Origin of the sequence: Thermomonas sp. (assembly GCF_019104945.1) — a bacterium.
GTDB lineage: Bacteria > Pseudomonadota > Gammaproteobacteria > Xanthomonadales > Xanthomonadaceae > Thermomonas.
The window spans coordinates 1-26,220 of sequence record NZ_JAHRWW010000027.1 but is presented as its reverse complement, the minus strand read 5'-3'; the positions used below and the strand labels follow the sequence as shown (position 1 = coordinate 26,220).

Annotated in this window: 25 protein-coding genes, 1 tRNA gene, 3 pseudogenes and 1 other annotated feature; of the genes and pseudogenes, 16 read left to right on the top strand and 13 right to left on the bottom strand. The window is 58.8% G+C overall.

What is annotated here, in order from left to right; genetic code table 11:
* Positions 1-4: 4 nt before the first annotated feature.
* Genes pstA through pstS form a run of 3 tightly spaced genes read right to left on the bottom strand, consistent with a single transcriptional unit; the run spans position 5 to position 2,818 of the window.
* Positions 5-868 carry a phosphate ABC transporter permease PstA gene (gene pstA, locus KUL77_RS07250; RefSeq protein WP_297145101.1) on the bottom strand — a complete coding sequence of 288 codons (864 nt, stop codon included), beginning with the start codon at positions 866-868 and terminating at the stop codon, positions 5-7.
* Positions 865-1,836 (bottom strand): phosphate ABC transporter permease subunit PstC, encoded by a 972-nt coding sequence (gene pstC, locus KUL77_RS07245; protein WP_297145098.1) that lies wholly within the window; start codon positions 1,834-1,836, stop codon positions 865-867. The genes pstA and pstC overlap by 4 nt, the downstream gene beginning before the upstream one ends.
* A gap of 4 nt (positions 1,837-1,840) precedes the next feature.
* The gene (pstS, locus tag KUL77_RS07240; protein ID WP_297145224.1) at positions 1,841-2,818 is read right to left on the bottom strand and encodes a phosphate ABC transporter substrate-binding protein PstS; all 978 of its coding nucleotides are present in this window, start codon (positions 2,816-2,818) and stop codon (positions 1,841-1,843) included.
* Between the two features lie 266 nt (positions 2,819-3,084).
* Here pstS and KUL77_RS07235 point away from each other — a divergent pair, with 266 nt between their 5' ends.
* The gene (locus KUL77_RS07235; RefSeq protein ID WP_297145095.1) at positions 3,085-4,401 is read left to right on the top strand and encodes a porin; all 1,317 of its coding nucleotides are present in this window, start codon (positions 3,085-3,087) and stop codon (positions 4,399-4,401) included.
* 9 nt (positions 4,402-4,410) lie between these two features.
* Here KUL77_RS07235 and nth read toward each other — a convergent pair whose 3' ends face one another.
* Genes nth through KUL77_RS07220 form a run of 3 tightly spaced genes read right to left on the bottom strand, consistent with a single transcriptional unit; the run spans position 4,411 to position 6,253 of the window.
* Complete coding sequence (gene nth, locus KUL77_RS07230) at positions 4,411-5,106, bottom strand: endonuclease III (protein ID WP_297145092.1); 696 nt, start codon at positions 5,104-5,106, stop codon at positions 4,411-4,413.
* Positions 5,103-5,414, bottom strand: coding sequence for a hypothetical protein (locus KUL77_RS07225; RefSeq protein WP_297145089.1), 312 nt, complete (start codon positions 5,412-5,414; stop codon positions 5,103-5,105). The genes nth and KUL77_RS07225 overlap by 4 nt, the downstream gene beginning before the upstream one ends.
* Before the next feature lie 56 nt (positions 5,415-5,470).
* Positions 5,471-6,253 (bottom strand): enoyl-CoA hydratase-related protein, encoded by a 783-nt coding sequence (locus tag KUL77_RS07220; protein ID WP_297145085.1) that lies wholly within the window; start codon positions 6,251-6,253, stop codon positions 5,471-5,473.
* A gap of 196 nt (positions 6,254-6,449) precedes the next feature.
* Between KUL77_RS07220 and KUL77_RS07215 the strand changes: the two genes are divergently transcribed.
* The 4 genes from KUL77_RS07215 (at position 6,450) to arsC (ending at position 9,136) form a co-directional block, all read left to right on the top strand.
* Positions 6,450-7,193, top strand: a complete 744-nt coding sequence (locus tag KUL77_RS07215; protein ID WP_297145082.1) for an FKBP-type peptidyl-prolyl cis-trans isomerase N-terminal domain-containing protein — start codon at positions 6,450-6,452, stop codon at positions 7,191-7,193.
* A gap of 76 nt (positions 7,194-7,269) precedes the next feature.
* Entirely contained in the window at positions 7,270-7,926 is a 657-nt protein-coding gene (locus tag KUL77_RS07210) for a CoA pyrophosphatase (RefSeq protein WP_297145079.1), read from the top strand.
* Complete coding sequence (locus tag KUL77_RS07205) at positions 7,926-8,771, top strand: sulfurtransferase (protein ID WP_297145076.1); 846 nt, start codon at positions 7,926-7,928, stop codon at positions 8,769-8,771. The genes KUL77_RS07210 and KUL77_RS07205 overlap by 1 nt, the downstream gene beginning before the upstream one ends.
* 17 nt (positions 8,772-8,788) lie before the next feature.
* Positions 8,789-9,136 carry an arsenate reductase (glutaredoxin) gene (arsC, locus tag KUL77_RS07200; protein WP_297145070.1) on the top strand — a complete coding sequence of 116 codons (348 nt, stop codon included), beginning with the start codon at positions 8,789-8,791 and terminating at the stop codon, positions 9,134-9,136.
* 5 nt (positions 9,137-9,141) lie between these two features.
* Here the strand turns inward: arsC and KUL77_RS07195 are convergent, their stop codons facing one another.
* The 3 genes and pseudogenes from KUL77_RS07195 to uvrA all read right to left on the bottom strand — a co-directional run.
* The gene (locus KUL77_RS07195) at positions 9,142-9,900 is read right to left on the bottom strand and encodes an enoyl-CoA hydratase/isomerase family protein (protein ID WP_297145067.1); all 759 of its coding nucleotides are present in this window, start codon (positions 9,898-9,900) and stop codon (positions 9,142-9,144) included.
* 13 nt (positions 9,901-9,913) lie between these two features.
* Positions 9,914-10,324 (bottom strand): thioesterase family protein, encoded by a 411-nt coding sequence (locus KUL77_RS07190; RefSeq protein WP_297145065.1) that lies wholly within the window; start codon positions 10,322-10,324, stop codon positions 9,914-9,916.
* A gap of 53 nt (positions 10,325-10,377) precedes the next feature.
* Positions 10,378-13,215, bottom strand: a pseudogene (uvrA, locus tag KUL77_RS07185) (excinuclease ABC subunit UvrA); the annotation flags it as partial.
* Between the two features lie 264 nt (positions 13,216-13,479).
* Here uvrA and rplU point away from each other — a divergent pair.
* The 3 genes from rplU (at position 13,480) to obgE (ending at position 15,213) form a co-directional block, all read left to right on the top strand.
* Positions 13,480-13,788, top strand: a complete 309-nt coding sequence (gene rplU / locus KUL77_RS07180; protein WP_297145063.1) for a 50S ribosomal protein L21 — start codon at positions 13,480-13,482, stop codon at positions 13,786-13,788.
* 24 nt (positions 13,789-13,812) lie between these two features.
* Positions 13,813-14,073, top strand: coding sequence for a 50S ribosomal protein L27 (gene rpmA / locus KUL77_RS07175; protein WP_297145060.1), 261 nt, complete (start codon positions 13,813-13,815; stop codon positions 14,071-14,073).
* Between the two features lie 90 nt (positions 14,074-14,163).
* Positions 14,164-15,213 (top strand): GTPase ObgE, encoded by a 1,050-nt coding sequence (gene obgE / locus KUL77_RS07170; RefSeq protein ID WP_297145057.1) that lies wholly within the window; start codon positions 14,164-14,166, stop codon positions 15,211-15,213.
* A gap of 76 nt (positions 15,214-15,289) precedes the next feature.
* Here the strand turns inward: obgE and rpsT are convergent, their stop codons facing one another.
* Complete coding sequence (gene rpsT, locus KUL77_RS07165; protein WP_297145055.1) at positions 15,290-15,559, bottom strand: 30S ribosomal protein S20; 270 nt, start codon at positions 15,557-15,559, stop codon at positions 15,290-15,292.
* A 197-nt stretch (positions 15,560-15,756) separates the two neighbouring features.
* Here rpsT and murJ point away from each other — a divergent pair, with 197 nt between their 5' ends.
* From murJ to KUL77_RS07135, 6 genes are all read left to right on the top strand, one after another.
* On the top strand, positions 15,757-17,358 hold the full coding sequence (murJ, locus tag KUL77_RS07160) for a murein biosynthesis integral membrane protein MurJ (protein ID WP_297145221.1): 1,602 nt from the start codon (positions 15,757-15,759) through the stop codon (positions 17,356-17,358).
* Between the two features lie 57 nt (positions 17,359-17,415).
* Positions 17,416-18,369 carry a bifunctional riboflavin kinase/FAD synthetase gene (locus KUL77_RS07155; RefSeq protein ID WP_297145053.1) on the top strand — a complete coding sequence of 318 codons (954 nt, stop codon included), beginning with the start codon at positions 17,416-17,418 and terminating at the stop codon, positions 18,367-18,369.
* Positions 18,370-18,428: 59 nt separating this feature from the next.
* Positions 18,429-21,215: an isoleucine--tRNA ligase gene (gene ileS, locus KUL77_RS07150; protein WP_297145220.1), complete on the top strand. Its 2,787-nt coding sequence runs from the start codon at positions 18,429-18,431 to the stop codon at positions 21,213-21,215.
* Positions 21,215-21,718, top strand: coding sequence for a signal peptidase II (lspA, locus tag KUL77_RS07145; protein ID WP_297145050.1), 504 nt, complete (start codon positions 21,215-21,217; stop codon positions 21,716-21,718). Before ileS ends, lspA begins: the two co-directional genes overlap by 1 nt.
* Positions 21,719-21,727: 9 nt before the next feature.
* Positions 21,728-22,672 carry a 4-hydroxy-3-methylbut-2-enyl diphosphate reductase gene (gene ispH, locus KUL77_RS07140; RefSeq protein ID WP_297145048.1) on the top strand — a complete coding sequence of 315 codons (945 nt, stop codon included), beginning with the start codon at positions 21,728-21,730 and terminating at the stop codon, positions 22,670-22,672.
* 34 nt (positions 22,673-22,706) lie between these two features.
* Positions 22,707-22,782 (top strand) — tRNA-Thr (locus KUL77_RS07135).
* Positions 22,783-23,026: 244 nt separating this feature from the next.
* Here the strand turns inward: KUL77_RS07135 and KUL77_RS07130 are convergent.
* Positions 23,027-23,155 (bottom strand): annotated as a pseudogene (locus KUL77_RS07130) (IS3 family transposase); the annotation flags it as partial.
* A 50-nt stretch (positions 23,156-23,205) separates the two neighbouring features.
* On the opposite strand from KUL77_RS07130, the gene KUL77_RS07125 reads away from it, so the two are divergent.
* Together KUL77_RS07125 and KUL77_RS07120 are read left to right on the top strand one after the other, a co-directional pair.
* A protein-coding gene (locus KUL77_RS07125; protein ID WP_297145046.1) for an IS3 family transposase occupies positions 23,206-24,440 on the top strand; the annotation gives its coding sequence in 2 pieces (ribosomal slippage) (positions 23,206-23,491 and positions 23,491-24,440; 1,236 coding nt in all).
* Positions 23,487-23,603 (top strand) — a sequence feature (AL1L pseudoknot). Its footprint overlaps the gene before it by 117 nt.
* 87 nt (positions 24,441-24,527) lie before the next feature.
* Positions 24,528-24,785: pseudogene (locus KUL77_RS07120) on the top strand (transposase); the annotation flags it as partial.
* Positions 24,786-24,863: 78 nt separating this feature from the next.
* Here KUL77_RS07120 and KUL77_RS07115 read toward each other — a convergent pair.
* Positions 24,864-25,250 (bottom strand): VOC family protein, encoded by a 387-nt coding sequence (locus KUL77_RS07115; protein ID WP_297145043.1) that lies wholly within the window; start codon positions 25,248-25,250, stop codon positions 24,864-24,866.
* Positions 25,251-25,395: 145 nt separating this feature from the next.
* Positions 25,396-26,004, bottom strand: a complete 609-nt coding sequence (locus KUL77_RS07110) for an HAD family hydrolase (RefSeq protein ID WP_297145040.1) — start codon at positions 26,002-26,004, stop codon at positions 25,396-25,398.
* Positions 26,005-26,220: the final 216 nt, after the last annotated feature.

The window sequence follows — 26,220 nt, the reverse complement described above, 5'->3', positions numbered from 1 at the left end:
AAGATCAGTCATGAGAGGCGTGCTTACGTAGAAGGGTGAGGCGTGTCAGCAGGCTGATTGCCAGCACGAATAGCGTGATCAGGAGTGCGCCGGCCCAAGCCAGTTGCTCCCAGTTCTCAAAGCCGGAACCGGCAAATTTGTACATGGTCAGCGGCGCGGCGCTCATCGCGTCCGTGATGTCGAGACTGAAGAATTCATTGCCGAACGCGGTAAATAACAGTGGTGCGGTTTCGCCACTGATGCGGGCGAGTGCTAACAAAACGCCAGTGGTAATGCCTGGAAGCGCGCTGCGATAGAGCACTTGCAGGGTGACTTTCCACTGCGGCACACCAAGCGATAATGCCGCTTCGCGCATTTGCGTGGGAACTAGCCGCAGCATTTCATCGGTGGTGCGCACCACGACGGGCAGCACAATGAATGCCAGCGCCAGCGCGCCTGCAATGGCTGAGAAATTGCCACCTGCTTGCATCACGAACGCGGCATAAACAAACAGCCCAAGCACGATGGACGGCGCCGAAAGCAAGATGTCATTGATAAAGCGCACCGCCTCACCCAGTTTGCGGTGGTTTCCATATTCAGCAAGCCATGTACCCGCAGCGATTCCAAGTGGGGTTCCGATTCCGATCCCCATGCCGCACATCAGCAGGCTGCCAATGATGGCATTGCGCAAGCCGCCGGTTTCCATTGGCGGTGGTTGGTCTTGGGTGAGTAGGGCAAGGTTGAGGTGGGGCAGTCCCTTGGCCAAAAGCGTCCAGAGAATCCAACCGAGAAAGACAATGCCAAACAGCGCTGCAAAAAAGGATAGGGTGATGGCAAAGATATTTTTGATGCGGCGCAGCTGATAGAGCGCGTGCGATGGCGTGCTCATCGTTGCCCCTCCTTGCGGGCCAATTGGCGTAGTAGCAACTTAGCGATAGCCAGCACGAAGAAGGTGACGATAAATAGAACAAAGCCGAGTAGTAATAAGGCGCTACGGTACGTTTCAGTGGCTTCGCCAAAATCGTTGGCGATCAGTGCTGCAATGGTGGTGGAAGGCTCTAGCAGCGAGGCGGTGAAATTCACCGAGTTGCCGATCACAAAGGCAACGGCCATCGTTTCTCCAAGGGCGCGCCCAAGCCCCAAGAAAATTCCGCCGATAACGGCCGAGCGTGTATAGGGCAGCACGATGTCCCAGCTCACCTCCCAGCGGGTAGAGCCAAGCGCATAGGCGGATTCTTTTAAGCGGGTAGGGACAGTGAGGAATACCTCGCGCATCATCGATGTAATGAACGGGATCACCATGATGGCCAGCACAAATCCTGCAATCAGCATTCCAGCGCCGATCGGTGGGCCGCGAAACAACACGCCGATGATCGGCAATGGGCCGATATGCGTGTCCAGCCAAGGGATGAGGTGTTCACGCATCACCGGCATCAGCACGAAGAATCCCCACATGCCGTAGATGATCGAAGGGATTCCGGCCAGTAATTCAATGGCAGTGCCTACCGGCGTGCGCAACCAGCGCGGCGCTACTTCGGTCAAAAAGAACGCGATGCCGAAGCTCACCGGCACCGCGATCAACATTGCAATGAGCGCACTGACCAAGGTGCCGTAGATCGGCACCAGTGCGCCATAGCGGTTCTCTACTGGGTTCCAATCGCTGCGGATAAAAAATTGGATCCCCTCTTGTTGAAGCACGCTGCGCCCGCCCCACAGCATCGACAGCGCTGCACCTGCCAGTGTCACCAATACGAAGATGGCCGTTGCGGTAAGTAGCCAGCGAAAGCGAGTGTCGTTGCGTGCATCGATGGCATCGCGTGGGGCGCAGGCAACCAAGGTAGAGGCAGGCATGCTCATGTGATTACTTCAGCTGCTGCGCCCAGTAGGTTTCAATCTGGCGTACCAGTGCATCCGGTAGCGGTACGTAACCAAGCGCGGCCGCCGATGCGTCGCCATTGGCATAGACCCAGCGGAAGAAGTCACGCGTGGCATGGGCGCCGGTCTTGCGCGACTTGCTCACCAGCATGAAATTGGTTGCAGTGATCGGCCACGCATTAGCGCCAGGAGCATTGGTGACGATCAAATAGAAATCTTTTGCCGCCCCCCAGTTTGCGCTTGCTGCAGCTTCGGAAAAACTGTCGTCATTGGGCAGTACGTAGTTACCTGCCGCATTTTTCAAGCGCGCATAAGGCACCTTGTTTTGCACGGCGTAGGCAAGTTCCACATAACCGATGCTGCCTTTAATCTGTTTGACATACGCCGACACACCTTCATTGCCTTTGCCACCAATCCCAGTCGGCCATTTCACCGAGGTGCCTTCACCTACTTTGGACTTCCACTCGGGGCTGACCTTGGAGAGGTAGTTGGTGAAGTTAAAGCTGGTGCCAGAACCATCGGAGCGGTGCACCACGGTGATCTTCTGCGCAGGCAATTTGAGGCCGCTATTGCTGGCGGCAATACGTGGGTCGTTCCACATTTTGATCTTGCCAAGGAAGATATCGGCCAACACATCCGGGTCTAATTTCATCGCCCCCGCTGCAACTCCGGGGAGATTAAAGGCCGGCACCACACCGCCAATGACAGAGGGAAACTGTGCGAGGCCGGCGCGACGCAATTCTTCTGGTGGTAATGGTTTATCCGAAGATCCAAAATCAACGGTACCCGCTTTAATTTGCGCGATGCCGCCGCCAGAGCCGATTGACTGGTAGTTCACCTTCGTTCCAGTGGCGGCTTTGTAGTCGGCGGCCCATTTGGACATTGCCGGATAGACGAACGAGGCACCTGCGCCGGTGAGGTCGGCGGCGAAAGCGCTGCTGGCGAAACTGGTTGCTAGTGCCAGTGCGGCGAAACGAAGGGTGAAATGTTTGAGCACAACGAACTCCGGTGGAGAGGGTCAACGGGGCATTCCGTCTTGGCCGCTATTTCAGCGACAGTCCATGACAGCGAGGGGACGGTTTGATGACGATTTGATGACACGGTGCTTGTCAGAAATGTGCAGTACGCCTGCAATCAAGCCGTCATATTGGTTGAGTGAAATGCGCGTCGAGTTGCGGTGCAAACACGCATCCGTATATCGCCCACGAACACTTCACCGGAGTTATCCCTATGCGTTTCACTCGTCTTGCTGTTGCAATCGCCTTGGTTGCTGCAGGTAGTACCAGTTTCAACGTCGCCGCTCAAAGTGCTTCCAATGATCAAGCGTTGGCTGAGCTCAAAGCCAAAATTGCGGCGCTGCAGGAGCAAATTCAAAATTTGGAAGAACGCAGTGATGCGCAGTCTGACGTCAATGTGACCACCGCAGACCAGTTAGATGCACTCACCAACGGCGGAATTAAAGTAGAAACCAAAGGTGGGTTGAAGGTCAGTACGGCGGATAAAGCATTTGAATTTTCGTTAGGCGGGCGCGTGCATTTTGACGCCTACAGTTTCAACTCCGATGTTGCGGCAACTACCGATACCACCGAGTTCCGCCGCGCGCGTTTGACTCTGGCGGGCAAAGCCTACGGCTGGGAATACAAAATGGAGCAGGATTTCGCCGCAGGCAGCAACCTAGATGGCATTCGCGATATGTATCTCGCCCGCAACCTATGGGGTGGCAAGCTCACCATCGGTCATTTCAAGCCGTATCGTTCGATGGAAGAGCTCACGAGTTCGAATGAAATCTTGATGATGGAGCGCCCGAGCACATCGGCAACGGGCATCTACAATGGCCGCCAGTTTCAGCAAGGCATAGGCTATTTGCGTGCGGGTGAAAACTATACGCTGGGCGTGAGCGCTTTCAATATGCGCAGCGCGCCCACCGCGCGTAGCGAAGGGCTGGGGTACGCCGTGCGCGGCACTTGGGCGCCGCTGGATAGCGGCACTACAACCCTGCACCTTGGCGGTTCGTATAGCTTTGAAAACCTCAATAAAGGCGCAGCCAGTGTCTCAGCGGTGTCGCATTACGGTGGCCGCCGTGGGCCTTCGCAAACCATGCTGAGTACAACCGCCGCCGCTGGGACGAATAATTCCCATGTGGCGACAGCGGGCTTAGAGGCGGCCTTCCGGAGTGGCCCGGTGTTTTTACAGTCGGAATACGCACGCGCGAGCTACGGCCAAGCCAACGGAAGCACGCAGGATGTAAACGCGTATTACGTGCAGGGTAGCCTTATGCTCAATGGCGGGCTCAAGCCTTACAAGGCAGCAACGGGTGTGTTTGGTTCGCCCAAGCTCGATGGGAATGGCCTGTGGGAACTCACGGCGCGCTTTGACATGATGAAAAATAACGATGTGATGGATATGAAAACGCGCTCAATGCTGCTGGGGGTGAATTACTACATCAACCCCAATATGCGGGTGATGCTCAACTACACCCAAGGTAAAAACGACAAAACTGGCGATGAGCCCGCACAGATCGCGCTGCGCACGCAGTTCGCGTTTTAATGGCGCTCTTTAAGGCTGAAGCGGCTGCGCAGATGGGCCTTTTTCGGGCCAGCGGCAGAGGTCATACAGGATGCAGCGTGCGCAATCAGGTTTGCGCGCCTTGCATACATAGCGGCCATGCAAGATCAGCCAATGGTGCGCATCGCGTTTGAATGCATCGGGGACAAGCCTCACCAGCTTGTCTTCGACGCTGCGCACATCTTTGCCGGGGGCAAGGCCGGTGCGGTTGGAGACGCGAAAGATGTGCGTGTCCACCGCGATAGTAGGCTCACCGAAGGCGGTGTTGAGCACAACATTGGCGGTTTTCCGGCCAACTCCAGGCAGCGCTTCTAGCGCCGCCCGCGTGCGCGGTACTTCGCCTGCGTGCCGTTCGAGCAACTGCTTGCAGAGCGCAATGACATTGGCAGCTTTGGCGTTAAACAGGCCAATGGTGTTGATATAACTTTTAAGCTGATCTTCACCCAGTGCCGCGATGGCTGCAGGCGTATTAGCGACAGGAAATAGCTTGCGCGTGGCTTTGTTCACACCCACGTCGGTGGCCTGTGCCGAGAGCACCACGGCCACCAAGAGTTCGAAGGGTGAGCTGTATTCCAACTCGGTGGTGGGGTGCGGGTTGCCCGCGCGCAGACGGCTAAAGAGTTCCACGATTTCCGCATGCGTCAACTTGCTGCCGCGTGCGGCACGCGGCTTTTGCGTTGTGCTCATGCGTGGCGTGCCTTGGCTTTGGCCAGTGCGCGAGCCAAGGCATCCGCCGCGGCATTAGGAAGCGCGGGTGCTTGCTGGGTGACCGCCGCAGGTGGTGCGCGTCGTGCCGCTTCGCGTTCGGCTTTGATACGTGCCAACCGGCGGTTGCGATTGCGGTAGCGCTCGCGGGAAGCCAGCGCTCCGCGTCGTGCGTGCTGCGCCTCTTGCAGCCGTGTGGTGCAAGCAGGCGTACAGGTGGGGCAGGGATTGGCATCGATCAGGCCCAGTTGCAGGGCCTGGTCGATGTCACCTTGCAGCAACGCCGTCAACAGCGCGTGGGCCGCGTGAGGTTGTGTGCAAGGGCAGATGGGGCAGTGCATCGTGCTTAGCGGCCACTGAAGGAAGGCTTGCGCTTTTCAAGAAATGCGCTGGTACCTTCGCGCATATCGTTGCTGGAGAACATTAGTCCAAACTGCGCCGATTCGTACTCTAAACCTTCTTCAATTCCGCATTCGCCGCCGATGTTCACACAGTCCAGCATCCCGCGCAGGGCCAGCGGCGCGGCATTGGCCAGCTGCGTCGCCAGCTTCAGAGTTTCTGCTTCCAGTTCAGCGGCGGGCACGACGCGATTGACGATGCCCAAGTGCAGCGCACGTTCGGCAGTGATGGGGGCGCCCGTGAGGCATAGCTCTAGCGTGGCGGCGCGGCCGCACAGGCGCAGTAAGCGTTGGCTGCCGCCAAAGCCTGGGATCAGGCCAAGGTTGATCTCCGGCTGGCCCATCTTGGCGCTATCGGCGGCTACGCGCAGATGGCAGCACATCGCCAGCTCCAGCCCGCCGCCCAGCGCAAACCCGTTAATCATGGCGATTACCGGCTTATTGAGTTTTTCCACGCGGCGCATCATGCGCGTGCCGCGTAGCGAGAAATCGCGCCCTTGCACGGGCGTTAACGTGTTCATTTCGGCGATGTCGGCGCCTGCAACAAAGGCCTTACTCCCAGCGCCGGTCAAGATAATGACGCGCACCTCAGCGTCTTGTGCGGCTTCAGCAAACGCAGTGTCTAACGCATCCAATGTGGCGGCGTTTAGCGCATTCAGCTTGTCTGGGCGGTTGATGCACAGGGTGCGTATGCCATTGGCGGTATCGATTTTAAGCAGCTGATCAGTCATGCTGGGATCCATTGCGGGGAGGGGAACTTTGCCCGTACTGCGATGTCGAAACTGGGTCTCGGTAGCGGTGACGGGCCGGGGTCAGTATCCTAACGCGTCTCGTCGGTGAGTTTTGGCCGACGTAGGCGAGTCGTCCGGCGTGAGTCGGAATCCTATGCGGGCCGGGTGCCGGTCTTTTCAACAAATGAGGTTGTGGATGAAGTTTCGTGTGATTGCTGCCAGCGTGGCGGCTCTGACCCTGACCGCCGGTATTGCGTCGGCGCAAACCAAGCCTGCCGCAGCCAAGCCTGCAGCAGCCAAACCCGCCGCCGCAGCGGCAAAACCAGCGGCACCTCCGGCCGTCGATAAGACCCACGCGAGCTACGCGTTTGGTTGGCAGCTGGGCCAGGAGCTGGCCAATAGCGGCGAGCCGATCGACATCGCCACCGTGGTGCGCGGCGTGCAAGACGCTTACGGCAAGAAGCAGCCTGCCTACACCCAAGAGCAGTTGAGCAAGGCCTATAGCGGCTTCCAGCAGACCATGGAGCACAAGGCGCAGGAGGCCTTCCGTAAGGCATTAGCCGATAACGAGGCGCAGTCGAACGACTTCGTGAACAAGTTCAAGGCGCAAGAAGGTGTGATCACCCTACCCAGCGGCATCATGTACCGCGTGGCCAAGGCCGGTACCGGCGCCAAGGCGCTTCCGGCTAGCGAAGTGCAGATCGCGTTCCGTAGCTTCCTTGCCGCAGTGGGCGTGCCGCTGAGCGGCGTGCAGACGCCGCCTGCGTTCAAGGTCTCGGATGCACCGATTTCTGCGCTGAAAGAAACGTTGCCGCTGATGCAGCAAGGCGCCGTGTGGGAAGTGGTGATCCCGCCGGGCAAGGGCCTTGCTGGTGGTGCGAACGAACAGTTCGCCAAGCAGGCGATTGCCATGCAGGTTGAGCTTGGGGCGGTTAAGTAAGCCAGCAAGCCAATGATGTTTGAACGAAACGCCGGCATCTGTCGGCGTTTCGCATTTTGCGCGCTACCATTCAGAGATGCACGGTGACTGTTGCCCCGGTTGGGTGGTTCACGATGCGGCCTTGGTGAATCGGCTGCGCGCAGCCCTGTATGCGGTTGATACTCCGCCGCAGGTGGCCCCATGGAATTTGGGTGAGCTCGATGGTATCGCCCTGCCCAAGGTCATGCGCCCCGCCGCCGTCTTGGTGGGGGTGGTGGCGCAGCCCAGTGGCGCACAGGTGCTATTAACGCGGCGCAATGAGCACCTACGCCAGCATGCAGGGCAGGTGAGCTTCCCGGGGGGCGGCATCGACCCAAGCGACACCAGCCCCGCTGCCGCCGCGCTGCGCGAGGCGCAGGAAGAAATAGGCTTGGCCCCCGAGCAGGCGCAAGTATTAGGGTATTTAGACCCACTGCTCACCATTACAGGGTTTCGTGTGCAGCCAACGGTGGTCATGCTAGACCCCGACTTCCGCGCCAAGCCCCAGCCCGACGAAGTGGCGGAAGTCTTTCAAGTGCCGCTAGACTTGCTAATGGACCCGGCGCAATTGGAAGCCATTCCGCTGACTTTCAGCGGACGCGTTCGGCATGTGTTCCAATACCGCTATTCGCAGCAGCGGATCTGGGGCGTCACCGCCTCGATCCTTTACAACTTGCGGCAACGATTGGCGCAGACAAACCAATGGAGGGTGTAATGGCGGGATGGACTAATTTGGTGCAGGCAGAAGTTTTGTCGATGGCACTTGGGCGGCCGGATTTAGTATTGATTGACTGCCGCTTTTCGCTATTGGACCCCAGTGTGGGCGAACAAGCGTGGGCGCGCGCGCATATTCCTGGCGCTGCATACGCTCATCTTGAACGCGACTTGTCCGACATGACGCGGCACGGGCATGGCCGCCACCCTTGGCCCGATGCGCGTACATTTTCAGAAAAATTACGGCGCTGGGGCGTTACTCCTACCAGTCAAGTGGTGGCCTACGACGACGGCGATGGCGCGATGGCCGCGCGGCTATGGTTTCTGCTGCGTGCCATGGGGCATGAAAAAGTAGCCGTGCTTGATGGTGGCTTGCTGCGCTGGACGGCCTTGGGCCTGCCGTCTTCCACCGCCCTTCCTTCGCCTAATCCGTCCTTTATCACGGCAGAATTTGATCAGGCACGGCTGGTGAGCGCAGAGGAATTAGACGCGCATCTTGCTGCAGGTGGTGTGCTGATGGATGCGCGCGCACCCGAACGCTTTCGCGGTGAGACCGAACCGCTTGATCGTGTGGCCGGGCATGTTCCAGGGGCGATCAACCGTCCGTATGCGCAAAATTTAGAGCAAGGGAAATTCAAAACCCCAATGCAGCTTGCGGCGGAATTCCGCGAATTGCTGGCTGGACGCGAAGCCAAAGACGTTGTGGTCATGTGCGGGTCGGGTGTTACTGCTTGCCATAATCTGCTGGCCATGGAGCGCGCAGGGCTACGCGGCGCGCGGTTGTACGCCGACTCTTGGAGCGGCTGGATCAACGATACTTCGCGCCCGGTCGCAACCGGCGCGTGATACTTGAGGAATTTTAAATGGATGTTACGATTTGGCACCGCCCAACCTGCAGTAAATGCCGCGGTGCGCTCGATATTTTATTGGACGCCGGTATTACGCCGACGATCATCGACTATGTGAATAACCCACCCAGCAAGGTCGAACTGCAAAATGCGATTCGCGCAGCAGGGCTGCAGGTGCGTGAGGCGCTGCGCGATAGCGAGGCCGAGTATCGTGAGCAAGGCCTCGCGGATCCGTCGCTGTCTGATGACGCCTTGCTCGATGCAATGCTGGCCACCCCGAAACTGATCAACCGCCCGTTTGTGTTTACCGACAAGGGCGTGCGTCTGTGCCGCCCGTCCGAACGCGTGTTGGAAATTCTTTAAGCTGGTTATTTGCCGATGCGTGCCAGCATGGCACGCAGCGCAGCTTGGGTGTCCGGATGGCTCCACTGTGCAACGAAGTGCTCCAGCCCAATACGGCTATCGTCGAGTGCTTCGATTACATCGCGCCGTGCGATAGCACGGGTCTCAGACATGGGGCGGTGCGGAAGACGGAGCAACTCTTCCATCCAAACACGCGCCCGTGTGGCGACTTCGTCAATATCGGTCAACTCGTCCACCAAGCCAATACGTAGCGCTTCCTGCGCGTCGGGCATGGCGCCGCTGACCAATAAGCGTTCGCCGCGATGCGCGCCCACCACACGTTTCATTAGGTATTGAATGCCCTCGGGGGCCACAAGACCCACTTGGGTTTCATTCAAGCCAATACGATACGCACCGTCGGCCATGATGCGGTAATCGCAGCACAGCGCTAAAACGCAACCCCCGGCGGGGGCGTGGCCGGCCATGGCTGCCACAACGGGAATGGGGCTTTCTGCCAGCGCACGTGCGGCGTGGAAAAAGGTTTTCCACGCATGGAGCAAAGCGGGTTCATCCTCGCCTAGGGAGAGGAGATAGGGCACGTCTAAGCCTGCTGAAAATACCTTGGGGCCACCTGCTAGCACGATGCCGCGCGCACCGTGTGTAGCGGCTTCGCGAACGGCGTGTGCCAAAGCCTCGCATAGCTCAGGGTTTAGCGCATTGACCGGTGCGCGGTTAAGCCGTAGCTCAATAATCGCGCCATAAGTAGTGGTGGTGATCAGCGACATGGCAGGCTCTCGGTTAGTCTTGCAGGCGCTCTGCGGCGCGACGCACGCAGTCGGGTAGAGGGGTGGGCTTGCCACTGCGGCGCTCCACCCACACGGCGGTAACATTACCGTCGCAGTGCAGTGTGCCATCTTCGGCCACGATGCGGTGGCCAATCACCACGCTGCTATTACCCAGCTTTTCGGTGAATAGTTCCACAAAAACGCGCGCTGGATATTCGATTGGGCGTTTGAAGTTGAGCGTGGCTGAAGCAACGACGGGGGCGGCTGTTTCGGTGATCCACGGCTCATCAATCGTTTCAAACCACTCAATGCGTGCCTGTTCCAAGAAGGTCATATAGCGCGCATTGTTGACGTGGTTAAACGCATCGAGATCGCTCCAGCGCAGCGCCACTGGCGTGCGGAAGGTGCCGTTGGAAATCGTCATGCCTCGCCCTTTTTCTTGTTAGTGGAAGGTTTGCAGTGTGCCCTGTGTTTTTCGAGCAAAGGCGCAAGAAACCGCCCAGTGTGCGATGTGGGCGTGGCGGCAATCGTTTCTGGTGTGCCGGCCGCTAAAATCTGCCCGCCGCGATGCCCACCCTCAGGGCCAAGATCGATCACCCAATCGGCGGTTTTGATCACGTCCAAATTGTGCTCAATCACCACTACGGTATTGCCGTCATCACGTAGCTTGTGCAGCACGGTGAGCAGTGCGTCGATATCGTGGAAGTGCAGGCCGGTGGTCGGTTCATCAAGAATATAGAGCGTGCGTCCGGTGTCGCGGCGCGACAGTTCCTTCGATAGTTTGACGCGCTGCGCCTCACCACCTGACAGCGTGGTGGCGCTTTGCCCCAGCTTGACATACGACAACCCCACATCCATCAGTGTTTCTAGTTTGCGTGCAATTGCAGGCACCGGCGCAAACAGTTCCAGCGCGGTTTCCACCGTCATCTCTAGCACGTCGTGGATGCTGTAGCCCTTATAGAGAATCTCCAGCGTCTCGCGGTTGTAGCGCTTGCCTTGGCAGACATCGCAAGGCACATACACATCAGGCAGGAAGTGCATTTCCACTTTGATCAGGCCGTCGCCTTGGCAGGCCTCGCAGCGGCCACCGCGCACGTTGAAGCTAAAACGCCCCGGCGCATAGCCGCGCGCGCGCGCCTCCGGTGTTTGCGCGTACAGCTCGCGCAGGGGCGTAAACAGGCCGGTATAGGTGGCAGGGTTGCTGCGCGGTGTACGGCCAATGGGCGATTGGTCGATATCCACCACCTTATCGAACAAGTCCAACCCCACGATATCTTTGTACGGCGCGGGTGTGTGCGATGCGCCGTTAATTTCATTGGCGGCCAGCGCAAACAGTGTGTCGTTGATCAGTGTCGATTTGCCCGAACCCGATACGCCAGTCACGCAGGTCAGCAGCCCCGAAGGGATTTCTACATCCACGTTCTTTAAATTATTGCCGCTCGCGCCCTTGAGTTTGAGTAGCATTTTTTTATTGACCGGGTGGCGTTTGGACGGAACTTCAATTTCGCGCTGGCCGGAGAGGTATTGCCCTGTGAGTGAGCGTGGCGCATCGAGCACATCTTGCAACTGCCCCTGTGCTACTACTTCGCCACCGTGCACGCCTGCGCCGGGGCCGATGTCTACGATGTAATCGGCAAGGCGAATGGCGTCTTCGTCGTGTTCCACCACAATCACGGTATTGCCCAGGTCACGCAGCCGCGTCAGCGTGCCCAGTAGGCGTTCGTTATCGCGCTGGTGCAGACCAATACTGGGCTCGTCCAGCACATACATCACGCCCACCAGCCCTGCACCAATCTGCGAGGCTAGGCGAATGCGCTGCGCCTCACCACCAGAGAGCGAGTCGGCTTTGCGCTCCAGCGTGAGGTAGTCCAAGCCCACATCCACGAGGAAGCCGAGGCGCTCGCGAATTTCCTTCACAATTTTGGTGGCGATCTCGCCGCGCCAGCCTAGCAGCGACAAGGTATCGAAGAAATTCAGACACGCGTCAATCGGCAGTACTGCGATGTCTGGCAGCGGCTTGTCGGCTACGAAGACATTGCGGGCCTGCTTATTCAAGCGGGCGCCCTTGCATTCCGGGCAGCTGCGTTCGCTGATGTATTTGGAAAGTTCCTCGCGCACCGCCGCGCTTTCGGTCTCGCGGTAGCGGCGCTCAAGGTTCGGCAAAATGCCTTCAAAGGCGTGCTTGCGCTGCACCTTGCGCCCGGTTTCGCTGACATAGGTGAGGTTAATTTCCTCCTCGCCGCTGCCATTCAATAAAATTTCGCGAATCGGTTCGGAGAGCTCCTGCCACGGCGTATCTACGCTAAAGCCATAGTGTTTGGCCAGCGAGGTGATCATCGAAAAATAATACGCATTGCGCCGGTCCCAGCCGCGCATTGCGCCAGCGGCCAGCGATAGCTCCGGGTGGCCCACCACCTTGGCTGGGTCAAAGAATTGCGCCACGCCGAGGCCATCGCACGTGGGGCAAGCGCCGGTGGGCGAGTTGAACGAGAACAGGCGCGGCTCCAGCGGCGGCAAGGCGAAGTCGCACACCGGGCAGGAATAGCGCGATGAAAACAGCAATGGCGCGCTGCTCTCTTGATCCATCGACTGCACGATAGCCATGCCGTCGCCCAGTTTGAGCGCGGTTTCAAACGATTCGGCCAAACGCTGGCGAATATCGGCACGCGGCTTGAACCGGTCGATCACCGCTTCAATGGTGTGTTTCTGGCGCAGTGTGAGTGGCGGCACTGCGTCAATTTCATGCAATACGCCGTCTACACGCACGCGCACATAGCCCTGCGCGCGCAGCTGGTCGATTACCTGCACATGCTCGCCTTTACGGTCGCGCACGACCGGCGCCAGCAGCATGAAGCGCTGGCTGGCAAGGCTTGGGTCATCTTCCATCGCCAAAATCTGGTCCACCATCTGGCTGACGGTCTGCGCTTCCAAGGGGAAGTGGTGGTCTGGGCAGCGTGGGGTGCCGACGCGCGCGTATAGCAGGCGCATGTAGTCGTGAATTTCGGTGATCGTCCCAACCGTCGAGCGCGGGTTGTGGCTGGTGGATTTTTGTTCGATCGAAATAGCTGGAGAAAGACCTTCGATATGGTCGATATCGGGCTTGTCCATCACGCTCAAAAACTGCCGCGCATAGGCCGATAGCGACTCCACATAGCGCCGCTGGCCTTCGGCATAGATGGTGTCAAACGCCAACGACGATTTGCCCGAACCCGACAGCCCGGTAATGACAATCAGCTTGTCGCGGGGTAGGTCGAGGTCGATGTTTTTAAGGTTGTGCGTGCGCGCACCGCGAATGCGAATGGTGTCCAGCGCCATGAATCAGTCCTGCAAATGGGGGCCGGCCGCACAGACGCGCAGCCAATCGGTAAGCGTAGCGAGATACGCCGTGGTGGGCAAACCTCAAGAACGCCCGCGGCCACAGTGACATGGCTGGCGACAAGGAGGCGTGATTGGTTTGCGGTTTTTGCGGTGAGAGAATCTGGGTGTTGCTCTAAGCGTCTGAATCAATTACAATTCCGCTCCTGTCCGTGCGCAATCGCTGGCAGATCCAGAAAAACTACAGAACCGAGAGATTGAATCATGTACGCAGTTGTAGTCACCGGCGGTAAGCAATACCGTGTGATGCAGGGCGAAACGCTCCGCGTCGAACTGCTCGAAGCCGAAGCCGGCAGCGAGATCAAGCTGGACAACGTCCTGATGCTGGGCGATGCCGATGGCATCAAGCTGGGCGACGCGCTGAAGGGCGCTGCCGTTACCGCGAAGGTGCTGGGCCATGGCCGCGCTGACAAGGTGCGCATCGTCAAGTTCCGTCGTCGTAAGCACCACCGCAAGCAGATGGGTCACCGTCAGCATTACACCGAAATCGAGATCACTGGCATTAACGCCTGATCGTCAGCCTGGAGGATTTGAGCAATGGCACATAAAAAGGCAGGCGGCAGTACCCGTAACGGCCGCGATTCCAACCCGAAATACTTGGGCGTAAAGATCTATGGTGGGCAGGCTATCGAAGCCGGTCACATCATCGTGCGCCAGCGTGGCACCCAGTTCCACCCGGGCACCGGCGTGGGTCTTGGCCGCGACCACACCCTGTTCGCGCTGGTCGATGGCAAGGTGGAATTCACCACCAAGGGCCCGAACAAGCGCCGCACGGTGAACATCGTCGCCGCGCAGTAAGCGCCGCGATGCTTTGCGAGAAGCCCCGCCGCGTGCGGGGTTTTTCGTTTATACCAAGCAATTATTTTTCCTTTTACGGCAAACCACTTTATGAAACTCGTTGACGAAGCTGAAATTACAGTGACCGCAGGCAATGGCGGCAACGGCTGCGTAGGCTTTCGGCGCGAGAAGTACATTCCGCTGGGCGGCCCGGATGGCGGTGACGGCGGTAATGGCGGTGACGTTTGGCTGCAGGCCGACGAAAACCTCAATACCTTGGTGGACTTCCGCCACCAGACCAAATTCAAAGCGCAGCGCGGTGAAGACGGGCGCGGACGCCAGATGTACGGCAAGGGTGGCGACGACGTGGTGGTGACCGTGCCGGTGGGCACGGTGGTGCATAACGTAGACACCGATGAAGTGATTGGTGACCTCACCGAGCACGGCCAGCGTCTGCTGGTGGCCAAAGGTGGCCAGGGCGGCCTTGGCAATATGCACTTCAAAAGCTCCATCAACCGCGCGCCGCGCCAAACTACGCCGGGCGGCGAGGGCGAAGCCCGCGTACTCAAGCTAGAGCTGAAACTGCTGGCCGACGTAGGCCTGTTGGGCTTTCCCAATGCGGGTAAATCTACTTTTGTGCGCGCCGTATCTGCGGCGACGCCAAAAGTGGCCGACTACCCCTTCACCACGCTCTATCCAAACCTTGGTGTGGTCAGTGTGGAGCCGGGACGCAGCTTTGTGATCGCCGATATCCCCGGCCTGATCGAAGGCGCGGCCGACGGTGCGGGCCTTGGTAGCCTGTTCCTGCGCCATGTGCAGCGCACCCGTCTGCTGCTGCACCTCGTGGATATTTCCCCGATGGATGAGTTTTCGGGCGCAGAAGACATGCCGTCTCCGGCCGAGCAGGTGCGCGCGATCGAGCACGAGCTGCGCAAATACGACCCGGACATGCTGGAAAAACCACGCTGGCTGGTGCTCAACAAAGCCGACCTGATGTTTGAAGACGAGGCCAAAACCGCCGCCAAGGCCATCGTGGCTGAACTTGGCTGGGATGGCCCCTGGTTCCTCGTCTCGGCCATTGGTCGCGAAGGTACTTGGTCGATTATGTTGGCGGTGCAGAGCTTCTTTGATCAGCTCAAGCGCGAGGCGTTAGAGGAGTAAGGCGTCGATTAGACACTGGCCCAACAAAAAACCCGGCTTTTCAGCCGGGTTTTTTCCGAATCCATTGCGCCCCGAATCAGGCGGCCTGAATGGCCTTGATGCGGGCGGTCAGGCGAGCCTTATGACGGGCGGCCTTGTTCTTGTGGATTAGGCCACGGGCGGCGAAGCGATCCAGCAGCGGCTGAGCCACGGCGAAGGCTTCGGCGGCGGCGGTGGCATCGCTGGCGTCCAGCGCCTTGATGACTTTCTTGACGGCGGTACGCAGCTGCGAACGCTGGGCAACGTTGCGGGCGTTGCGCACAACGGTTTGCTTGGCGCGCTTCTTGGCGGACTTGATATTGGCCACGGAAAAATCCTGAGGTGTCTGGGGTGTTGGTGGGATGCATCCGCTGGCACAATGTGCAAACAGATGATGGATTCGGGAAGACCAAGAATTATGGCCGATTCAATGGCTTGGGTCAATAAAGCGGGCTGTGCGAGTGCCAAAATGGGCGCATTCGCATGAGTTCAGAGGCAAAAACAGGCGCTGGCAAGCCGCGCAGCATGTTGAAAGGGGTGCTCTCCTTTGGCGGAATGACCATGCTCAGCCGGGTATTTGGGCTGGTGCGCGACCAAGTGTTTAACACCACTTTCGGCACCAATTGGATGACCGACGCGTTTTGGGTGGCGTTCCGCATCCCCAATTTTATGCGCCGCCTATTTGCAGAAGGTTCATTTTCCACCGCTTTTGTGCCGGTGTTTACTGAAACCAAAGAAAAACGTAACCACGAAGCCCTGCGTGAGCTGATGGCGCGCACGGCGGGTACTTTAGGCGGTGTGCTGCTTTTAGTCACGGCGCTGGGCATGCTGTTTGCGCCCGAATTGGCGTCTGGGTTTACCCAGTCCGAGCCTGCGCCGGGGCAGCATGCGCTGATTACCAGCCTGCTGCGGCTGACGTTCCCGTTTCTGTGGTTTGTCTCGCTGACCGCACTTGCGGCGGGGGCGCTGAATAGCTACCACCGCTTCGGCTGGCCTGCGTTTACGCCGATTATTCTCAATATCTGCATGATCATCGGTGCGCTGTGGGGCGCCGACGTGGTGGCGTCTTACGGGCAGTTGCCAATCATGGCGATGGGTTGGGCGATTTTGGTGGGCGGCCTGTTGCAATTGCTGTTTCAGCTGCCGCAGCTGGCCCAGTTAGACCTATTGGTACTGCCACGCTGGGGCTGGAACCACCCGGATATTCGCAAGGTGATGCGGTTGATGGTGCCCACTTTGCTGGGCTCGTCGGTGGCGCAAGTGAATCTGCTGTTTGATACCTTCATTGCGGCCATGCTGGTGCACGGCTCGCAGAGTTGGCTGTCCACCGCCGACCGCTTTTTGGAGTTCCCGCTGGGGGTGTTTGGTATTGCGTTGGGCACCGTGATCTTGCCCACGTTGTCGCGACACCACGTCAATACCGACCGTTTGGCGTTTTCAAAATCGTTGGATTGGGGGCTACGCACCACACTCATCATCATTCTGCCGGCCATGCTGGGGCTGATGCTGCTGGCCTTGCCGCTGGTGTCCACCGTGTTCCAATACGGCAAATTCACCGCCGAAGCCGCGCGGATGACGGCGTTGTCGGTGTTTGGCCTGAGCTTCGGCCTGCCTGCATTTGCTTTGGTGAAAACCGTACTGCCCGCGTTTTATGCGCGGCAAGACACTAAAACCCCAGTACGCGCCGGGCTAATCGCGATGGTGGCCAATATGGTCTTCAACGTGGGTCTGTTGGCGCTGATGTATGCGCTATGGGTGCCGGATGGGGCGAAGGGCGGCGGGGTGATGGACACCCTGGCCAATGTGCCGGGGCTGCATTTCGCGCTGGGTGTGGCCAGCGCGCTGTCGAGCTATTTGAACCTCGTGCTGCTGTGGCGCTGGCTGCGTAAGGCCGATGTGTTTGATCTGCAGCCGGGCTGGGGGCGCTTCCTGCTGCGCACGGTGCTGGCGAATGTGGCGATGGTGGCGGCGGTGCTGTATGGCCTGTCGTTGGCGCCGGAGTTCACCACGGCGGATAAATGGCAGCGCATTGGCTGGCTGAGCACGCTGGTGATTGGTGGGGCATTGACCTACGCGCTGGCGATGGTGGCGCTGGGCTTTCGTCCACGTGATTTCCGCGAGCACTAATGACACGCCCGTAAATTCCGCGAATTTGCTGCACTGCGGCTATACTGAAACGCTGATATGAACGTTCTATTCCGCGATGCCGAAGGGGCGGGCTTGTTCCCGCAGGGCAGCGTGGTCTGCATTGGTGCTTTCGATGGCTTGCATTTAGGCCACCGGGCGCTGGTGGGCCGCGCTGTTGAGCGCGCGCGCGCGTTGGGTGTGCCAGCGGTTGCGCTGAGTTTTGAACCGCTTCCGCGCGAGCTGTTTGCACGTGATGCACAGCCGCCGCGCTTGATGTTGCCGCGCGCCAAAGCCGAAGGACTGTTTGCGCTGGGGTGTGAGGGTGTGGGGCTGCTGCGCTTTAATCGCGCGTTGACGGCGATGTCGGCGGAAGATTTTGTGCGGCATGTGCTGGTACAGCGCCTCGCCGCGCGCGAAGTGTGGGTGGGGCCGGATTTCCACTTTGGCCATGCGCGGCGCGGTGATATGGCGCTGCTGCAAACGATGGGGGCCGAACTTGGCTTTACCGCACAGACCATTGCGTCGGTGCAGTACGAAGGCGAGCGCGTGTCCTCAACCCGCGTGCGCGCTGCGCTCACCGCCGGTGATTTTGCGCAGGCATCGCGCCTGTTGGGGCGGCCCTATGCCATTGGCGGGCGTGTGGTGCGTGGGCAGCAGCTAGGGCGCACGCTGGGGTTTCCCACTGCCAATTTGCGTTACGGTGGCAAAGTGCCCGCACTGCGCGGCATTTATGCCACTTGGGTGCACGGTATTACCGATGCGCCTTGGCCTTCGGTGTCCAGCTTCGGCACTCGCCCCACGGTGGATGGCGTTGAACCTCTGCTCGAAGCTCATTTGTTCGATTATTCAGGCGACCTATACGGGCGCCGGATCGAAGTCGAGTTTGTTGCGCATTTGCGTGACGAAGAAAAATTCCCCGACCTCTCTGCGCTGGTGGCACAAATGCACCAAGACGACGCGCAGGCGAGATCTCTCCTTCAACAGTACGAACCGCAGCGAGCACTCGCGTGACTGAACAGACCGAGAACCCCTACAAGTCCACCATTCTGCTGCCGGAAACCGAGTTTCCGATGCGCGGCGACCTGCCCAAGCGCGAGCCGGGCACGCTGGCGCGCTGGTATTCGGAAGACCTGTACGGGCAGATTCGCGCTGCTGCGAAAGGCCGCCCACAGTTCGTGTTGCACGATGGCCCGCCCTATGCCAACGGCGCGATCCATTTGGGCCATGCAGTCAATAAAATTTTGAAAGACATCATCGTCAAGTCGAAAACCTTGGCGGGGTTTGACGCGCCGTATATCCCTGGCTGGGACTGCCACGGCCTGCCGATTGAAATCGCGATCGAAAAGAAATTCGGCAAAGTGGGCGTGAAGCTTGATGCCACCGAGTTCCGCCAGAAGTGCCGTGAATACGCGCGCGAGCAGATCGATGTGCAGCGCCGTGATTTCAAGCGCCTCGGCGTGTTGGGCGATTGGGACAATCCGTATCAGACCCTAGACTTCCATTTCGAAGCCAATGAAATCCGAGCACTGGCCAAAGTGGTGGACAACGGCCACCTGCTGCGCGGGGTGAAGCCGGTGTACTGGTGTTTCGACTGCGGCAGCGCCTTGGCCGAAGCCGAGATCGAATACCAAGACAAGACCTCGCCAGCGGTGGATGTGGCTTATAGCGCACGCAACCCGCAGCAAGTAAGCCGCGTCTTCGGCAGCGAACTGCCGGAAGATGTGGACGTGGCAATTCCGATCTGGACCACCACGCCGTGGACGCTGCCCGCGTCGCTGGCGATTTCGCTAGGGCCAGATTTCGACTATGTGCTGGTGGAAGGCCCGGCGCGCGCCGATGGTGGGCGTCGTTGGCTGATTTTGGCCGAAGCACTGGCGGAAAAGGCGCTGCGACGCTATGGCGTGGACGAAGTAGTGGTCCTTGGCCGCGCACAGGGTGAAAAGCTGGAAGGTCTGCTGTTTGCGCACCCGTTCTACGCCGAGCGCGATATCCCGGTGCTGGTGGGCGATCACGTCAGTGCCGAGGATGGTACCGGCGCGGTGCATACCGCCCCAGGCCACGGCCAGGAAGACTTCGTGATCGGCCAGAAGTACGGTTTGATCGAAAAATACAGCGCTGCCCAGCTTAATCCGGTGGATGGGCGCGGCGTGTATCTGCCGTCCACACCGAAAGCGGGCGATGTGGACCTCACCCAGCTGCACGTTTGGAAGGCCAACGACGCCATCGTGGAAGTGCTGCGCGCAAATGGTCACCTGCTGGCGTTCGCGCCGCTCAAGCACAGCTACCCGCACTGCTGGCGGCATAAAACACCTATTGCGTTCCGCGCCACGCCGCAGTGGTTCATTTCGATGGAACAAGCGAATCTGCGCCGCGACGCGCTGGCCGCCATCGAGACGGTGAAGTGGTACCCCGAATGGGGGCAGGCGCGCATCGCGGGCATGGTGGAAGGCCGCCCGGATTGGACGATCTCGCGCCAGCGCACTTGGGGTGTGCCGATTGCGCTGTTCGTGCACCGCGAAACCGGCGATGTGCACCCGCGCAGCGTAGAACTGATGCACGCCGTGGCCGATAAAGTGGAGCAGGGCGGTATTGATATTTGGTACACGCTGGACGCTACCGAGTTGCTTGGCGATGAGGCGAAGGATTACGACAAGATCACTGACATCCTCGATGTCTGGTTCGACTCCGGCGTCACCCACGAGTGCGTGCTGCCCGAACGTGGCTTGAATAAACCGGCTGATCTTTATTTGGAAGGCTCTGATCAGCACCGAGGCTGGTTCCAAAGTTCGCTACTCACCGGCGTAGCGCTGGACAAAGCTGCACCGTACCGACAGTGCCTCACCCACGGGTTCACCGTGGATGAACACGGCCGCAAGATGAGTAAATCCCTGGGCAATGGCATCGAGCCGCAGGACATCATGAACAAGCTGGGCGCGGACATCCTGCGCCTGTGGATCGCCTCCACCGACTACAGCAATGAGATGTCGTTGTCGCAGGAAATTTTGAAGCGCAATGCCGATGCCTACCGCCGCATTCGCAATACCGCGCGCTTTCTGCTGGGTAATTTGCATGGATTCGATCCGACGCAGCATCTGCTACCGCTAGAAGACATGGTGGCGCTGGATCGTTTCATCGTGCACCGTGCGTTTGAAGTGCAAGAAGCGATCAAGGGCGCATATGCCGACTACGATTTTGCTTCGGTCGTGCAAACATTGATGAACTTCTGCAGCGTGGATCTTGGCTCGCTGTATCTGGACGTCACCAAAGACCGCCTCTACACCATGCAAGAAGACGCGCGCGGCCGCCGTAGTGCGCAAAGTGCGATGTACCACATCGCCGAAGCCTTCGCGCGCTGGATCGCACCAGTGCTCAGCTTTACCGCCGATGAGCTATGGGGCTATTTGCCCGGCAAGCGCGCGGGGAATGTGCTTTTGGCCACGTGGTATGAAGGGTTGGCGTCGCTACCTAGTGATGCACCGCTGGCGGTGAAGGATTTTGAAGGTCTGCTGGAACTGCGTGAGCAGGTCACAAAGGCGCTAGAGCCGCTGCGTGCCGAAGGCAAAATTGGCGCGGCACTGGAGGCCGAGGTCACCTTGCATGTGGGCGTGGCCGACCAGAATTGGTTGTCGCCGGTGGCGAGCGAGCTGCGCTTCCTGTTGATTAGCGGCGATGTGCATCTTGTGCCGGATAACCAGGCCAGCGCCATTGGCGTGACTGTAGCACCCACTGAGAAACATAAGTGTGTGCGCTGCTGGCACTACCGCGAAGACGTAGGTCACCACGCCGAGCATCCCGCACTGTGCGGGCGCTGTGTGGAGAACGTGGAGGGCGCAGGCGAAACGCGCCGCTGGTTCTAATGGCAAAGGTAAAGTCCAATGCGTTGCCGTGGCTGCTGGTCTCGGTGCTGGTGCTGCTGCTCGATCAGTGGTCGAAGGCTTGGGTGCTTGGCAGTCTGCCGGAATACACCGCTGTGCCGGTGGTCGACGGGTTTTGGAACTGGTACCGCACTTATAACACCGGCGCAGCGTTTAGCTTTCTTGCCGATGCGGGTGGCTGGCAAAAGTATTTCTTCGTGCTACTGGCGTTTGGCATCAGCGGCTTGATGGCTTGGATGCTGGCCAAAACACCGCGCTCTGACTGGAAACAAGCGCTTCCGCTGGCCCTGGTGATCGGCGGCGCAGTGGGTAACGTCATCGACCGGCTAATGCATGGTCATGTAGTGGATTTTATTCAGTGGTATGTGGGCAGCTATTACTGGCCCGCGTTCAATATCGCCGATTGCGCGGTAGTGGGGGGTGCCATTGGGCTGGGCGTGTTTGGCTTGATGTCGGGCAAGGCCAAGCCGAGCGTAGGGGGGTAAACTACACGCATGGATATTTTGCTTGCCAACCCGCGCGGCTTTTGCGCCGGTGTCGATCGCGCGATTGAAATCGTCAAGCGCACGCTAGAACTGTTTGGTGCGCCGATCTATGTGCGCCACGAAGTCGTACACAATAAATTTGTGGTGGATGACCTCAAAGCGCGCGGTGCGATCTTTGTCGAAGAGCTCGACGAAGTGCCGGATGGTGCCACCGTTATCTTTTCCGCCCACGGTGTTTCTCAAGCAGTGCGCGCCGAGGCCGAACGGCGTGGGCTGCGGGTATTCGACGCGACCTGCCCGCTGGTCACCAAGGTGCACCAAGAGGTCAGCAGGCAGAGCCGCCGCGGGCGCGATATGGTGCTGATTGGTCACGCCGGTCACCCGGAAGTGGAAGGCACCATGGGGCAGTGGAGTGCGCGCGGGCAAACCGGTGAGATTCATTTGGTGGAAGACATTGACGACGTCGCCACGCTGGAGATCAAGCAACCCAGTAATTGCGCCTACACCACCCAGACCACGCTGAGTGTGGACGATACCCGCGACATCATTGCCGCGCTCAAAACCAAGTACCCGCAGATTCAAGGACCGAAGCACGACGATATTTGCTATGCCACGCAAAACCGCCAAGACGCCGTGCGTGACCTCGTACGCGATGGTTGCGACGCGGTGCTGGTGGTGGGGTCGCCGAATTCGTCCAACTCCAACCGCTTGCGTGAGCTGGCGCAGCGCGAGGGTGCCGATGCGCTACTAATTGATAGTGCCGCTGAAATTGACCCAGCATGGGTGGCGGCACACAAACGCGTGGGTGTCACCGCAGGGGCCTCGGCACCGGAGGTGCTGGTGCAGGGGGTGCTTAAACGCTTACACGAATTAGGTGCGGCTGACGTGCGCGAACTGCGCGGGGAACCCGAGAGCATGGTGTTCGCCTTGCCGAAAGAACTCAGGCAGTTGTAAGTTCATAGAAGAACCAGCTAGAATTGCCGACCTTGCCGGAGTAGCTCAGTTGGTAGAGCACGTCATTCGTAATGATGGGGTCGTAGGTTCGATTCCTATCTCCGGCACCAATGAGACAAGAAGGGCAACCAATCGACTGCCCTTCTTGTTTTGGGCGTCAGTAGTTGCGCTTGGTCTTCGGGAAGTGCCCAGCGCCGCGTCGGCTCAGGTACTCGCCTAGTATTCAAGGGCGGCACGCCCAAGGCTTCGGCGAACTCCACCAACTCGATACCGTCGATTCGACGCTCAGAGTGGCGCTCTATATGGCGGCGCTATCGTCGGTGCGTTGGGGTTCACCCCCATTTCCACGGACGGTTATAAAAGGGCTGAAAACTTCAAATCCTGCTTGGCAACCCGCCGTCGCATTCTAGCGTTGTGACGACGTTCGATGTAATCGAACACATCCGTTCTTGCGGCAGCGAGTGTCAGGTACTTCGTGCGGTATGAACAGCCCCGGGTATTGAGGAGGCTCCAAAGATCGAGAGAATGGAGCTATGAACAAGAAATCGAATCGATTTACACCTGAAGTCCGTGAACGTGCGGTTCGCATAGTGCAAGAGCACCGCAATGAATACCCATCACTTTGGGCAGTCGTGCAGTCCATTGCCCCGAAAATAGGCTGCACAGCAGACACGTTGCTCGAATGGGTTAAACGCACGGAAGTCGATGCTGGTGTGCGCGCTGGCACGACAACGGCGGATGCGCAGCGCATTAAAGCGTTGGAACGTGAGGTCAAGGAGCTTCGCCGGGCCAATGAAATATTGAAGACGGCCAGTGCTTTTTTTGCGCAAGCGGAGCTCGACCGCCAACTCAAACGCTAAAAGCGTATATCGATCATTATCGTGACCGCTATGGGGTCGAGCCCATTTGCAACGTCCTGCAAATGGCCCCTTCGTGTTACTGGCGTCATGCGGCACGGCGACGCTGCCCTGAGCTGCGAAGCCCACGCGCACAACGCGATGCTGTGCTGGTATTGGATGTACAGCGTGTTTGGCATGCCAACTGGCAGGTCTATGGCGCTGACAAAGTCTGGTTGCAGATGAATCGTGAAGGCATCCGGGTAGCGCGCTGCACGGTTGAACGACTGATGCGTCGCCTAGGTTTGCAGGGCGTACGCAGAGGGAAGGCGGTGCGCACCACAACACCGAATACCGCTGTGCCTTGCCCACTGGATCGGGTCAATCGCGTCTTTAGTGCTGACAGGCCAAACCAGTTATGGGTATCGGACTTCACCTATGTCAGCACATGGCAAGGCTGGCTCTACGTCGCCTTTGTCATTGATGTATTCGCGCGTCGTATTGTGGGGTGGCGGGTCAGCCGCACGATGCAGACAGATTTCGTGCTGGATGCACTGGAGCAAGCGCTGTTTGATCGTCAGCCTGCGATTGACGACTTGATCCATCATTCAGATCGGGGGGCGCAATACGTCAGCATTCGCTACACCGAGCGACTAGAGCAAGCAGGCATTAAACCCTCGGTGGGTAGCAAGGGAGATTCGTATGACAATGCGTTGGCCGAAACCATCAACGGGCTATACAAAGCGGAGCTGATTCACCGCCGAGGGCCTTGGAAAAACAGAGAATCCGTGGAACTTGCCACCCTGCAATGGGTGCATTGGTTCAACCACAGCAGACTACTCAAACCTATTGGAGGTATCCCACCGGCGGAAGCTGAGGCAAACTATTGGCGGCAACTCGAACAACAGCCCGAGTCAGCCGCAATCACTTAAACTAATTTGCCTCCTCGATACCCGGGGCTGTTCAGATCAGCAAGCTGGTAGGAGTCGCGCCGATGGCCAAAGACAGTGGGCAATCCCATAGGAGTCGCGCCGATGGCCAAAGACAGTGGGCAATCCCAAGGGAAGCGCCGGATACGAGGAGGGCGCACACACGTCAGAGTGGCGCTCTATATGGCAACGCTATCATCGGTGCGTTGGGATCCAGAAATGAGGGCGCATTACCAGCAATTACGCGCCCGCGGGAAGGTCGGGAAAGTGGCCTTAGTGGCGTGCATGCGCAAGCTGCTGGGTATCGTCAATGCACGGCGAAGAGATGAGCTTGCGAGCGCGCAGTGATTGGCGATTTGACCGACTATCGGAAGACAGTTGCTGAGTTAAGCCGCGCAGCGCAGTGGCGTCGGCTTGAATGAATTGTTAGGGCGCACTCTCGCGCACCTGGAAGATATTGCCCTCTGGGTCCACTGCATTGCACACGATGAAACCCGGGCCGGACCACTGCTCTGGCAGAACCTCTCCCCCGAGAGCTGAGGCTGCCTGACTGGCTTGCTGAAGGCTTGGGACCGTAAAGAAGAATTTGTAGGCCGCATTGTCCCGCCTGGCCGGTGGGCTAGAAATGTCCACTTGTTCGGCAACATGGGAAGGCATGGCATTGACCGTGATCTGCAAGTCCGGCGAGCGCAGCACCACTAAACCGGGTGCAGCGTGTGCACGAGACATGCCGAGTAGCGTTTGATAGAAGCTGGCGAGGTGCTCAAGGTCTTTTGCGTAAATGAAGAGGCCAGCACGGGCAGGACCGGACATCAAAGCTCCTTGTGTAAGTTGCGACGCACTTGCAGTGCGCCCTAACGCTTGAGTTAAGCCGACACGCGCAGTGGCGGCGAATGCCTGCTAGCGTAGCGTAAGCAGGCATTTGACGCCACGAAGTAGGTTCGGCTTGAACGAATTGTTAGCGCCCAACCGGGACGCCCACCTCTTGCCACTGATAGTGCGGCTTGGTGGCGATGCCAAGCAGGTCTCGGTCTTCCGGGGTATCGCCGTACGCATATACTGTGGAGTATGCACTCAGATCGTGGCCCTCACGAACCCGGCGTGCTTTCTCCGCAAGTACACATTGTTGCCCAAGGTAACGACCTGTCAAAACGCCCTGGCTGTGCTGCAGGGAAGAGCAAATGAGCTCCAGTCCATGCTCGTTGCACCAAGGAGATAGATAAGCGTCAAGGCCGCCCGAGACGACAACGACCTTGTGGCCTTGAGCCTTGTGCCAAGCAATGCGTTCCATTGCCTCGGGGCGCAAAGCATTTGGCAAATAGTTCCGGGCAAAGGCTTGGCCAGCCGACTCAATTGTTGCGAGAGGTACGCCGCTATAAGCGAAGCGGACAATAACTCGACGTATCAGGACGCCAGACACGAGCCCAAGCTTGTAACCGAGAACGAGGGGCGCAAGCACGAGGTTCCCGAGAAGCAACCGGCGACGGCTAACCGACTGACGAACGAAGTCCGGCATGGTTTCGTGGGTAGTGATTGTGCCGTCGAAATCAAAGAGTGCGAGAGACATTGTTTTGGGCGCTAACGCTTGAGTTAAGCCGACGCGCGCAGTGGCGGCGAATGCCTGCTAGCGTAGCGTAAGCAGGCATTTGACGCCACGAAGCGGGTTCGGCTTGAACGAATTGTTAGGTGTGCAGCGACTACGCCAAAGTGCGTGTAGCGCGCATACAGATGGGCCAAGGATCACCCAGCCAACAAGTAAGGTATTTGGCAAGCTCTTAGCGAG

Excerpts from the sequence above, each read along its gene's own strand:
- KUL77_RS07210 (WP_297145079.1), top strand. The coding sequence starts at position 7,270 with ATGCACGGTGACTGTTGCCCCGGTTGGGTGGTTCACGATGCGGCCTTG.
- KUL77_RS07115 (WP_297145043.1), bottom strand. The coding sequence starts at position 25,250 with ATGTCCGGTCCTGCCCGTGCTGGCCTCTTCATTTACGCAAAAGACCTT.
- KUL77_RS07215 (WP_297145082.1), top strand. The coding sequence starts at position 6,450 with ATGAAGTTTCGTGTGATTGCTGCCAGCGTGGCGGCTCTGACCCTGACC.
- lspA (WP_297145050.1), top strand. The coding sequence starts at position 21,215 with ATGGCAAAGGTAAAGTCCAATGCGTTGCCGTGGCTGCTGGTCTCGGTG.
- obgE (WP_297145057.1), top strand. The coding sequence starts at position 14,164 with ATGAAACTCGTTGACGAAGCTGAAATTACAGTGACCGCAGGCAATGGC.
- nth (WP_297145092.1), bottom strand. The coding sequence starts at position 5,106 with ATGAGCACAACGCAAAAGCCGCGTGCCGCACGCGGCAGCAAGTTGACG.
- KUL77_RS07195 (WP_297145067.1), bottom strand. The coding sequence starts at position 9,900 with ATGTCGCTGATCACCACCACTACTTATGGCGCGATTATTGAGCTACGG.
- KUL77_RS07220 (WP_297145085.1), bottom strand. The coding sequence starts at position 6,253 with ATGACTGATCAGCTGCTTAAAATCGATACCGCCAATGGCATACGCACC.
- ispH (WP_297145048.1), top strand. The coding sequence starts at position 21,728 with ATGGATATTTTGCTTGCCAACCCGCGCGGCTTTTGCGCCGGTGTCGAT.
- rpmA (WP_297145060.1), top strand. The coding sequence starts at position 13,813 with ATGGCACATAAAAAGGCAGGCGGCAGTACCCGTAACGGCCGCGATTCC.
- KUL77_RS07235 (WP_297145095.1), top strand. The coding sequence starts at position 3,085 with ATGCGTTTCACTCGTCTTGCTGTTGCAATCGCCTTGGTTGCTGCAGGT.
- pstA (WP_297145101.1), bottom strand. The coding sequence starts at position 868 with ATGAGCACGCCATCGCACGCGCTCTATCAGCTGCGCCGCATCAAAAAT.
- KUL77_RS07110 (WP_297145040.1), bottom strand. The coding sequence starts at position 26,004 with ATGTCTCTCGCACTCTTTGATTTCGACGGCACAATCACTACCCACGAA.
- KUL77_RS07205 (WP_297145076.1), top strand. The coding sequence starts at position 7,926 with ATGGCGGGATGGACTAATTTGGTGCAGGCAGAAGTTTTGTCGATGGCA.
- pstC (WP_297145098.1), bottom strand. The coding sequence starts at position 1,836 with ATGAGCATGCCTGCCTCTACCTTGGTTGCCTGCGCCCCACGCGATGCC.
- KUL77_RS07155 (WP_297145053.1), top strand. The coding sequence starts at position 17,416 with ATGAACGTTCTATTCCGCGATGCCGAAGGGGCGGGCTTGTTCCCGCAG.
- arsC (WP_297145070.1), top strand. The coding sequence starts at position 8,789 with ATGGATGTTACGATTTGGCACCGCCCAACCTGCAGTAAATGCCGCGGT.
- ileS (WP_297145220.1), top strand. The coding sequence starts at position 18,429 with ATGCGCGGCGACCTGCCCAAGCGCGAGCCGGGCACGCTGGCGCGCTGG.
- KUL77_RS07190 (WP_297145065.1), bottom strand. The coding sequence starts at position 10,324 with ATGACGATTTCCAACGGCACCTTCCGCACGCCAGTGGCGCTGCGCTGG.
- rplU (WP_297145063.1), top strand. The coding sequence starts at position 13,480 with ATGTACGCAGTTGTAGTCACCGGCGGTAAGCAATACCGTGTGATGCAG.
- murJ (WP_297145221.1), top strand. The coding sequence starts at position 15,757 with ATGTTGAAAGGGGTGCTCTCCTTTGGCGGAATGACCATGCTCAGCCGG.